This is a genomic window from Streptomyces sp. NPDC048106 (assembly GCF_040706415.1).
Lineage (GTDB): Bacteria > Actinomycetota > Actinomycetes > Streptomycetales > Streptomycetaceae > Streptomyces.
This window is the reverse complement of record NZ_JBEZND010000009.1, coordinates 33,892-44,136: the sequence shown is the minus strand read 5'-3', so window position 1 is coordinate 44,136 and position 10,245 is coordinate 33,892. Positions and strand designations below refer to the sequence as shown.

Here is a 10,245-nt window from a genome sequence, read left to right as displayed (position 1 = left end):
GAGACATGTGCCAAATGGGCGCGGCATAAGTCATTGCCGGCGAGCCGGACGTCTCGAAGGGACCGGTGCTCACGCGATCCGGTGGTACTGCCAGACATCATGGGCAGCACGGGGCCCAGGATGGTGACTGCGTTTAAGTTCGCAGTCACCTCCGCCCTGGGTCCTACGAAGCCGTCGGGGGAGGCGGAGCCCAACGTGCCCGCCGGGCCTCAGAACGCTGCGTAGTCGACGTTCGCACGGCAAGACGACGGCCCCAGCGGTGGCTGCTCCCTCTCAGCGCAGCTTTCGCTGGGGAGAATCTGGGGAGAATCGACCGCGCAAATCTGCGGCACGGTGAAAGCCCCGGAAAGATGCAAAGCCGCAGCTCAGGATGCCTTCCGGAGCCGTCTGCGCAGGTCAGCGCCCCGAGGACGACAACTACCGTCGACATCGACGTCCACTCCGCCCTCGCGCGGGAAGAAAGACGACCCCGCCTTGCGCAGCTCGTACCCCCGCCGCACCGCCTCAGCCGCCAAACCCTTTAGCAGCAGAAGCGACCTACGGCGCAGCGCAGACGGCATCACCAGACGGCTCTCGTCGTCTTTGAGCGCTATCACCACCGGATGCAGGTGCCCGAGCCGCGCGGGGACAGGCACCACACCCTCGACCGCCTGCGGCCGCTGACTCCGTGCATTGGGATGCGGGCCCTCCGCGAGAAACAACTCCAGACCTGGCCCGCCGTACGGAACCTTCTCGATGCGCTTGCCCACAGGCTCGAGACCGTGCCGCTTCGCGTAGTTGACGACACGCCGCCACTCCGCGACCTCGCCGTCATCGGGATCAGTGATCCGCACACGCCCCTCGGCAACGAGCCGATCGATGAGCTCCTGCGCCTTCGCCCGCCGGGCCCGCGCGACGGGCCGCTCACTGTAGGCCGCCCGAGGATTGGCGGGCACCGCAGAGTCATCGTCGATCATCAGGAACCTACGATCCCGCAAGGCATCCACCGAGCGCCAGTCACCCGACGCCAGGGGCCAGCGCTTTCATCGACAACAGAGGCGTCTCCGACGAACCCACATTGGTGTATAGAGCCGAAAGGGCGTCCGTCAGCACTGGGAGCCCTCTGGGACTTCTGGGACTTCCGGCCCCAGCAACCGGCACGAACGTGAAACAGCTAGCAGGTCATTCGCGCAGGCCGGCAGCCATCAACTCATTGAGGCAGGTCACCGCCTTCACTGATCTCTTTCTGATCTGCAGGACCGGCGGCTCCGCTTTGAGCGTCACCAGCCTTCGGCACTGCATCGTTACTCGCAGCCTTGACGCCGCCTGACCTGCCCAACGTGCGCCTGACATCCCATCAGAAGGAGCGTCAAATAAGCGTCACGAGCGTCATTTCAGCGTCAAAATATCGCCCGTAACGCCCACACCGCACATAATGCGCACGGACAAAACCGCAGGTCAGCGACCCTTCTCGGCAGGCTCAAGGATCGCCACGCACTCCACATGATGCGACAGCAGGAACGTGTGGAAGGTGGTCTGGAGGGAGTTGATAATGAACCGGCGGGCAGTGCCGGACGGCTTTCAGCTCCCGCTCCCCCACGGCGAGCGACATCTGACGCACCGCCTCGGTGATCAGCATGCCGGTCACATGGGACCCGGTGGGGTGATCGAGCACCATCTCCTACTCGTCGCAGATGCGCAACGTCGCCCGGTACACGCCGTCACCGGCCCTGTGCAGCCCAGCAATAAGGACGTTCTCCGGGCGGCGCTTGTGCACCTTGGAGCAGTGCAGCGCCGCCAGCGGCGGCACGTCCATAAGCCTCGACTCGTACAGGCCGCGCCGGCGCTGCGCCGGCGCGGCCGGCCGCACGCCCGCGCTCCTCGATCCCCTGTCTCGCGACGAGCACCGGCAGCGGCCCCACTCCGTCGAGGAAGCCGTCGAGCTGGGACAGGGCCAGCAGGTCGCGGGAGTCAAACCGTTCGCCCAGATTCTCGCCCACGACGAACACGAACTCTCCAATCATGATTCTCCGCCTTCACTTCTTCGCGATCGGGGCCACTGCCGGACGGGAAGCCCGGACGGTGCGCGTGGGCTACTCAACGGGGTTGCGGGGGGACGTCAGCTCACGGGCACCAGCAGGACCTTCCCGCGGGTGCCGCCCGCTTCGAGGAGGGCGTGCGCCCGCGCCGCGTCCTCGAACGGGAGGACGTGGGCGACGCGCAACGCGAGCTTCCCCGCCTCCACTTGGCGGGCCAGTCCGTCCAGCATGCGGCCGTCGGTCCGCACGCCGTAGATCTCCACGTCGACGGACCGCTCGGCCTCCGGTACCGCGAACGGCGTGAGGGAGATGAAGCGTCCCCCCTCGCGCACCGCGCCGATCGTCCGCGGACGGCCCGCCGCGTCGATGACCGCGTCGAAGGAGCCGGCGGGCGGGGGCTCGGCGTCCGAGAAGACCTCCTGGGCGCCCAGTACCGTCACGGTGTGCGCGTCGGACGGCCTTGCCAGGCCCGCCGGCCGCAGACCGCGCAGGGCGGCCAGCTGTACGAGATGACCGCCGACTGCTCCCGCGGCGCCGCTGATGAGCAGCCGCCCGCCGAAGCCCGTCCCCAGCCGGGACAGCGCCTGCTCGGCGGTGAGGGCCGCCAGCGGCAGGGCTGCGGCGTCCCGCAGCGGGGTGTTCTCGGGGGCGCGGGCCGCGAGGTCCTCGTCCAGGGCGATGTACTCGGCGCTCACGCCGACTCCGGTGGCGAGCTGTGAGCGCGCGGCGATCACCCGGTCGCCCGCCCGGAAGCGGGTGACGCCGGAGCCCACGTCGACCACGGTGCCGGAGACGTCCCAGCCGACGACGGTCGGCAGCACCGGGGCGGGGATCTCACCGCGGCGCACCGCCAGGTCGACCGGGTTCACGCCCGCCGCCGCCACCTGAACCAGAAGCTCGCCCGCCGCGGGCCGCGGCTCGTCCAGCTCGGCCACGGTGAGGACCTCGGGCGGCCCGTACCTTTCCAGGGTCACCGCCTTCATACGGCCACCTTCCGGGGTCGGCCCAGCCTGCGCATGACCGGCTTCTCCACCGCCACATACAGCAGCCAGGCCACGCCGAGCGTCAGCAGCGACTGCGCCAGCAGCACTCCGGTCCCTGCCAGGGTCCCAAAGTACCGGTCGGGACCGAGAAGGTCGCGGACGACGTTCAGCAGGATGAGATGGATCATGTAGAAGGCGAAGGACACCTCACCGAGCCACACCATCGCCCGGCCGCGCAGGGGGGAGCGCCGGCCCGTGGTGTCCATGAGGGCGACCGCGGGGATCAGCAGGGCCATCGGAACGACGAAGACCGCGTCGAGGGCGTAGAGCCAGGGGACGTGGAGGGACAGGGCGTACGCCGCCACACAAGCGAGCGCGGCGGGCAGCGCCCTGACCGGGAACTTGCGGCCGCTGAGGGTGATCCGCGCCATCAGCATGCCGAGGACGAAGTCCAGGGCTCGCACCGGCGGGAGCATGTACACGCTCCAGTACTGCCAGACGGACGCCGGGGATCCCTCGGGCATCGGCGGGTTCGACGGCAGCACCAAATAGGCCAGCGCCGGTACGGCGATCACTGCGGCGGCGACTCCGGCGGCCCAGCCCCACAGCCGGGCCGCCGGGATCCGCTTGATCCAGCGCAAGAGCAGCGGGAAGCATAGATAGAAGAACAGCTCGCAGGCGAGGGACCAGCTGGGCGGGTTCACCCCGAGGAAGACCGTGAACTCCGGTATCCAGGCGTGCACCAGGACGAGGTTGGGCACCGCCTGCCACCACTGGGTGGCGGCCCCGGAGAGCAGCGACAGGGCCAGGACCCAAGTGACGAGGTGGTTCGGGTAGACCTTGAAGAACCGGCGGCGCCAAAAGTCCCGCGGCCGGTCGCCCTCCCGGGCCGACCAGGTCAGCACGAAGCCGCTGAGGATGAAGAAGAAGCTCACCCCGGCCCAGCCTGCGTTGCTGAACAGCCGACGGTATCCGTCGGCCAGGCCGGGCGACGCGAACGGGTTGAGGGCGGGCAGGGCCAGCGACGAGTGGTAGCAGAAGACCAGGAGGGCGGCGATGAAACGCAGCCCGGTCAGTGAGGGGAGGCGGCTGTGCACCACCTGCGGCGGCTGGGGGGCGTGCCCCGTGGTTATCGCACCGGGCTGGGCGGATCCGGACTGGGCAGATATGGACAAGGTGTCTCTCCGGAGGATACGGAAGTGGGCAGGCCGGTGCGGCCGGGAGCGGCCCGGCCGCACCGGCGGACTGCCGACCGGGGTCAGTCCCGGTCGAGGAACTCGGTGATGAGCCGGACCAGTTCGGCCGGCTTCTCGAAGACAGCCATGTGACCGCTCTCCAGCTCGGCGTACTCGCTGTCCTTGACCGCCCGGTGGATCTCGCGGGAGTGCTCCACCGGGATCAGCAGGTCCCGGCTGGAGCCGATGACAAGGGTGCGGGCGCCGATGAGGGGCAGGAGATCGGTGATGTCGACCCGGTGGTCCAGCTCGATCTGGCGCAGGGTCCCGATCTCGGCCTTGATCCCGGCCACGGTGGACTTGACGCCGTCGCTGCCGAAGCCGGCCAGGAAGGGCGGCGAGAAGATCAGCAGCGCGCTGTAGGCGGCGAACGCCTCTTGGTCGATGTCCGGCAGCCGCCGCCACAGGTCGACCGCGAGCTGCTGGCGCGGGTCGTCGTTGCGGGCCCAGCCGTTGATGACGACCAGCCGTCGGACCAGCTCCGGGTACTTGGCCGCCGCGGCCGCGGCGACGACCGCGCCGAGCGAGAAGCCGACGATGTCGAACGACTCGTCGGTCGCCGCCCGCGCGGCGCCGACCACCTGTTCGACCAGCTCGTCCAGGCTCAGGTCGTCGGCGTGCAGGGGGGTCTGGCCGCTGCCCGAGTAGTCGGGGGTGATAACGGTGTGGCGCTCGGTGAAGTGGTCACGCAAGTGGCCCCAGTTGCTCTCGCCGTCCGCGGCCGTGCCGTGGACGAAGAGGATGCCGGGTCCGTCGCCATGGGTGGTGTAGTGAACGGGGGTGCCGTGGACGTCGATCGTGGGCACGGGTTTCTCCTGACTCGCGGGTGCTGGGTGTGCTGGGTAAACCGGGTGAGCTGGTGAGCTGCGACTCGGGGGGCGGGCAGCGGGGCCCGCCGGCTGGTCAGCGCAGGGCCGGGGCGGTGCGCGGTTCCTCGTCACGGGGGGCGGTCCGCGCGGCCGGTCTGGCCCAGCGGCGCATCACGGGGCGTTCGACGAACACCAGGAGCGCCCAGCCGACCAGGAGGGTCGCGCAGAAGAAGCCGAGGAGGACGAGGACGCCGACGGGCGGACTGAAGAGCCGCTCGTCCATCAGCCTCGTACGGATGGAATACATGACCACGTACTGGGCGAGGTAGAAGCCGAAGGAGACCTCGCCCAGCCACTGCATCGTGCGGCCACGCAGCACCGTCGGGGTGCCCTCCACGTCGGCGCGGGCCACCGCGCAGATCAGCAGGGCGATCGGGACGACCGTCATCAGGTTCAGGCCGTACAGGAAGGGCACGGCCATCGCCGCGGCATAGCCCACCAGGCACAGCAGCGCGGCCGGGACGATACCGACGCGGGGAGCGGCTCCGCTCATCACCAGCCGGGCCAGGATCATGCCGAGCACGAACTCGAACATCCGCACGGGCGGGAAGTTGTAGCCGAACCAGAACTCCCACAGCGAGATCCCGAAGCCCTCCGGGGTGGGCGGGTGCTGCGGCATCAGGAAGTCGGTGACCAGCTGCACGGCCAGCATGCCGGCCACCATGACCGCCGCCCACAGCCCCAGGGCGCGTTCCTTGATCCGCAGCACCGGGCCGAGGAGCAGCGGGAACAGCAGATAGAAGAGAAGCTCGCTGCACAGCGACCAGCTCGGCGGATTCACGCTGATGAACGTCTCGTGCTGCGGGAACCACGAGTGAATCAGGAAGAGGTTCGGCAGCCACGCGGACACCGGTGTCATCGACCCGGCGAACAGCACCATGGCCGCCGCCCACATGACCACGTGGTTGGGGAAGATCTTCAGCAGGCGGCGCCGCCAGAACCCGGTGGCCGTGTCACCCGGACGGGCCGACCAAGTCAGCACGAAACCGCTGAGGACGAAGAAGAACGACACCCCCGTCCAGCCCGCCTTGCTGAACAGCCACCGGAAGCCCTCCTCCCACCTCTCGTCGGCGAACGGGTTCATGGGCGGGTCGCTGAAGGTGGCGTGGAAGAAGAAGACCAGCGCGGCGGCGATGAAACGCAGCCCGGTCAGCGAGGGGAGCTTGCTCCGGCGGCTTGCGGACGCGTCGCCGGCGGCGGCGACGGGGGACGACGAGGCCATGGTGCCCTTTCCTTCAGGAGGCGGCGGTGAGCCGCTGCGGGGTCGCGGAAGGCTCGGCCGGCTCCGTCGTCCCTCTGCGGGACCGGGCCCAGCGGCGCATGACGGGGCGTTCGACGCAGACCAGGAGGAGCCAGCCGAGGGCGAGCGAGCCGGCGAACTCGACGGCCACGAGGCCGATGCCCGCCGGGGTCGAGACGGTCCGGTTGTCCATCAGCGTGGTGCGTACGAACGAGAGCACGAGCTGCTGGGCGAGGTAGAAGCCGAAGGAGACCTCACCCAGCCACCGCATCGCCCGGCCGCGCAGCACCGTCGGGGTGCCGTGCGTGTCGGCGTGCGCCGTCGCGCAGATCAGCAGCGCGATCGGGGCGATGGTCGTCAGGTTGAGGCCGTACAGGAAAGGCACGGCCATCGAGGCGGCGTAACCGGCCAGGCACAGCACGGCCGCCGGGACGATGCCCACCCGGGGGAAGGCCCCCGCGAGCACCAGCCGGGCCAGGATCATGCCGAGCACGAACTCGAACATCCGCACTGGCGGGAAGTTGTAGCCGAACCAGAACTGCCAGACCGTCACATCGGTGCCGGGCGCCGGGGGGCTAGCGGGCGCCAGGAAGTCGGTGATGAGCTGCACGGCCAGCATGCCGGCGACCATGGCCGCCGCCCACAGCCACAGGGCACCCTCCTTGATCCGCAGCACCGGGCGCAGCAGGAAGGGGAAAAGCAGGTAGAAGAGCAGTTCGCTGCACAGCGACCAGGCAGGGGCGTTGAGACTCAGGTGGACGGCCGGATCGGGGAACCACGAGTGCACCAGCAGCAGGTTCGGCAGCCAGACCCTGACCGGGGTCGCCGCTCCGGCGAAAAGCAGCATGGCCAGGGCCCAGGTGGCGACGTGGTTGGGGAAGATCTTCAGCAGGCGGCGCCGCCAGAACCCTGTGACCGTGTCACCCGGGCGAGCCGACCAGGTCAGCACGAAACCGCTGAGGACGAAGAAGAACGACACCCCCATCCAGCCCGCCTTGCTGAACAGCCACCGGTAGCCGTCGGCGACGCCCCGGTCGGCGAAGGGGTTCATCGATATGAAGATCAGCGAGGAGTGGAAGAAGAAGACCAGGGCGGCGGCAATGAAGCGCAGCCCGGTCAGCGAGGGAAGTTTGGCTCTGATGAAGGACGCGGAGCTGCTCGGCATGAGGGTGGCTTTCTCGTGAGAAAGATCCGGGCAGAGTGGCTGGTTCAGGGGGTGGGCGCGGCGGTGGTGCCGGGGTCGGCGTGCTGCCGGTCGGCGGCATCAGCGTCGGTGCCTCCAGCGGCGGACGGGTCCCGGCGCCGTACGCCGCGCACCGTCTGGGTGATGAGCAGGGCGCCCAGGGCGGTGAACGCCGCGGCGCCGATCGTCACCGCGCGCATGCCGAAGCCCTGGTCGATGATCTGGCCCCCGGCCCAGGAGCCGAGAGCGGCGCCGAGTCCGAAGGCGGACATGTTGGCGGTCAGGGACAGCGTCGGCGCCTGCGCGGCTGCGGAGAGCACCTTGGCCTGGAGGCCGGGGATGAGCGCAAAGGTCGCGATGGAGAAGAGGACCAGGAGGACGGCGCCGCCCACCGGCGAGGGAGCGGCGACCCAGTACAGGAGGCAGACGGCGGCCAGCGCCGCGGACAGGACGAGCACCGCCGTGTCGACGGACCGGTCGGCGTACCTGCCGCCGATCATGTTTCCGACGAGGGAGCCTAGGCCGTAGGCGACGAGCACGACCGGCACCCATGCCGTCGGGAAGTTGCCGACCTCGGTGAGCAGCGGCACCATATAGGTAATTAGCGTGAACATGCCACCCGAACAGAGCACGGTGGCCAGGACCGTACCCATCACCTGCCACGTCCCCAGGGCGCGCAGCTCGTGCGCCGCCGACGGGCCGCCCGGGCCGCCACCGTCCGGAATGACCAGCAGGATCAGAACGGTGGCAATCAGGGCGAGAACGGCGACGCTTCCGAACGTGGCCCGCCAGTTCAGCTGGTGGGCCACCAGGGTGCCCAGGGGCACGCCGAGCACGGTCGCCAGATTGATGCCCAGCTGGGTGCCGGCGATCGCCGACCCCTCCTTGCCCTCGTCGGCCATGCTCCCCGCGATGACGACACACACGGCGAGGAAGGTGCCGTGGATGACGGCGGTCAGCACGCGGCCCACCACCAGCAGGGCGAAGTTCGGCGCGAGGCTGGAGACGACGTTGCCCGCCACGGAGACCAGCAGCAGCCCGACGAGCAGGTGCTTGCGGCGGACCCGGGTGGTGGCGGCGGTGACAAGCGGCCCGCCGACCACCACGGTGAGCGCGTAGACGGTCACCAGGAGCCCGGCGGTGGGAATGGTCACCGACAGGTCCCGGGACAAATCGCCCAGCATGCCGCTCGGCGCGAGTTCAGCCGTGCCGACGCAGAAGATCGCCAGGATCAGGACAGCCATACGGGACCGCATGCGGTGCCTTCCGTGAGTGACGAGCCGGGGGGCCGGCGACCGGAATACGGCGTCCGGCAACCAGTGGGCCGGGGAACGGAGTCGGCCGGGCGGCCGGGGAATCCTCGGCGGCCATTTCACCGGCCAACAGGCATCTACTAAGGACTGAGGATTACTTTAATAGCTCACTGTCCACTATACAAGCAGACTGCCGTCCTATAGAGCATCCTTGCCGTTCACAGGCACACCCGAACAGTTCAGGAGCCCGGCACCGGGCGACGGAAAAGCACGACCGTCAGCACTGCCAGGGCAAGCACGGCGGAGATCAGTGGGAGACGGCCGACCGGCTGCCCGACGAGGGCGGCCCCGAGGCCGGAGCCGCCCGCGATGCCGACCTGGAAGCCGGTGACATAGACGGAGGACGCGCGGTCCGCGCCCACCCCCGCCAGCCGCATCACGCCCGTCTGGAAGACGGGCCCCGCCGCTGCGAACGCCCCTCCCCACACCGCGACGGCGACGACCGCCACCGCGGAGCGCACCACCGCCGGAGCCGGGACGAAGGCCAGGGCCAGCAGGCCCACCCCGGCCGCGAACGCGGCCATGGTCACCGCCGCGGCGCGCCGCGGAGCCCGGTCGTTGTGACGGCCGACGAGGTACGTCCCCACCGCCCCCGCGCCGCCGAAGACGGCCAGCAGCACGATGACCGCCCCCGGCGCCCCGGTGACCTCGGTGACGATGAGGGCGAAGTAGGTGTAACTGAGGAAGTGGGCGAGGACCAGCACCACCGCGACGCCGCACAGGGTCAGCACCGCGGGCCAGTTCACCGCCCCGGGCGGCACACCCGGCACCGGCCGCCCGGCCGCGGGGCCCGCACCGGGCGGCACGCCCGGCACGGGCCGCGGCCGGAGGGCCCAGACCAGGGCCGCGGTCACCGCCGCCGTGGCCACCGCGAGCAGCAGGGAGGTGGTCCGCCAGCCGAGGAGTTCACCGACGAACGTCGTGCCGGGACTGCCCACGATTGCCGCGAGCGAGGACCCGCCGAACACCACGGCGGTGGCGGTCCCCACCCGTTCCCGGGGCACCAGGCCGGCGGCGGCCGGGGCGACCAGCGACCAGAGCACCCCGTGGGTCAGCGCCGCGGCGACCCTGCTGGCCGCCATCATGGCGAACCCCGTGGCGGCCGCCGCGAGCAGCTCGGCGGCCACCAGGAACACCAACGAGACCACCAGCGCCGTACCCCGGGGAACACGCCTGGCGAGCGCTACGGCCGGGATTGTGACGAGCCCGGCGACGACGGCGTAGCCGCTGATGAGCAGTCCGATCCGGCCGACGCCGACGTCCAGGTCCACGGCGATGTCGTGGATCAGCCCGACCGGGAAGACCTCGAAGGTGACGTAGACGAAGGTCGCGGCGGCGAGCACGGCCAGGCGTACCGCGGTCGGCGGGTCGATCCGGGTTGGCGCTGCCGTCACAGCCGCCGCG

General features: G+C 70.1%; 10 protein-coding genes. All 10 read right to left on the bottom strand.

Features of this window, described 5'->3' with window-relative positions; all coding sequences use genetic code 11:
* Nucleotides 1-365 precede the first annotated feature (365 nt).
* Entirely contained in the window at nucleotides 366-956 is a 591-nt protein-coding gene (locus AB0927_RS11670) for a hypothetical protein (RefSeq protein ID WP_366667381.1), read from the bottom strand.
* 503 nt (nucleotides 957-1,459) lie between these two features.
* The gene (locus tag AB0927_RS11665) at nucleotides 1,460-1,618 is read right to left on the bottom strand and encodes a hypothetical protein (RefSeq protein WP_366667595.1); all 159 of its coding nucleotides are present in this window, start codon (nucleotides 1,616-1,618) and stop codon (nucleotides 1,460-1,462) included.
* 42 nt (nucleotides 1,619-1,660) lie between these two features.
* A complete protein-coding gene (locus AB0927_RS11660) occupies nucleotides 1,661-1,849 on the bottom strand; it encodes a hypothetical protein (RefSeq protein ID WP_366667380.1) in 189 nt (62 codons plus the stop codon).
* Nucleotides 1,850-2,098: 249 nt separating this feature from the next.
* Nucleotides 2,099-3,001 carry an NADP-dependent oxidoreductase gene (locus tag AB0927_RS11655; RefSeq protein WP_366667379.1) on the bottom strand — a complete coding sequence of 301 codons (903 nt, stop codon included), beginning with the start codon at nucleotides 2,999-3,001 and terminating at the stop codon, nucleotides 2,099-2,101.
* Entirely contained in the window at nucleotides 2,998-4,176 is a 1,179-nt protein-coding gene (locus AB0927_RS11650) for an acyltransferase (RefSeq protein WP_366667378.1), read from the bottom strand. Before AB0927_RS11650 ends, AB0927_RS11655 begins: the two co-directional genes overlap by 4 nt.
* An 83-nt stretch (nucleotides 4,177-4,259) precedes the next feature.
* Nucleotides 4,260-5,042: an alpha/beta hydrolase gene (locus tag AB0927_RS11645; RefSeq protein ID WP_366667377.1), complete on the bottom strand. Its 783-nt coding sequence runs from the start codon at nucleotides 5,040-5,042 to the stop codon at nucleotides 4,260-4,262.
* Between the two features lie 97 nt (nucleotides 5,043-5,139).
* Nucleotides 5,140-6,327, bottom strand: a complete 1,188-nt coding sequence (locus AB0927_RS11640; protein WP_366667376.1) for an acyltransferase — start codon at nucleotides 6,325-6,327, stop codon at nucleotides 5,140-5,142.
* 13 nt (nucleotides 6,328-6,340) lie between these two features.
* Entirely contained in the window at nucleotides 6,341-7,510 is a 1,170-nt protein-coding gene (locus tag AB0927_RS11635; RefSeq protein WP_366667375.1) for an acyltransferase, read from the bottom strand.
* A gap of 44 nt (nucleotides 7,511-7,554) precedes the next feature.
* Nucleotides 7,555-8,772, bottom strand: a complete 1,218-nt coding sequence (locus AB0927_RS11630) for an MFS transporter (protein ID WP_366667374.1) — start codon at nucleotides 8,770-8,772, stop codon at nucleotides 7,555-7,557.
* A gap of 248 nt (nucleotides 8,773-9,020) precedes the next feature.
* Complete coding sequence (locus tag AB0927_RS11625) at nucleotides 9,021-10,235, bottom strand: MFS transporter (RefSeq protein WP_366667373.1); 1,215 nt, start codon at nucleotides 10,233-10,235, stop codon at nucleotides 9,021-9,023.
* Between the last annotated feature and the right edge of the window lie 10 nt (nucleotides 10,236-10,245).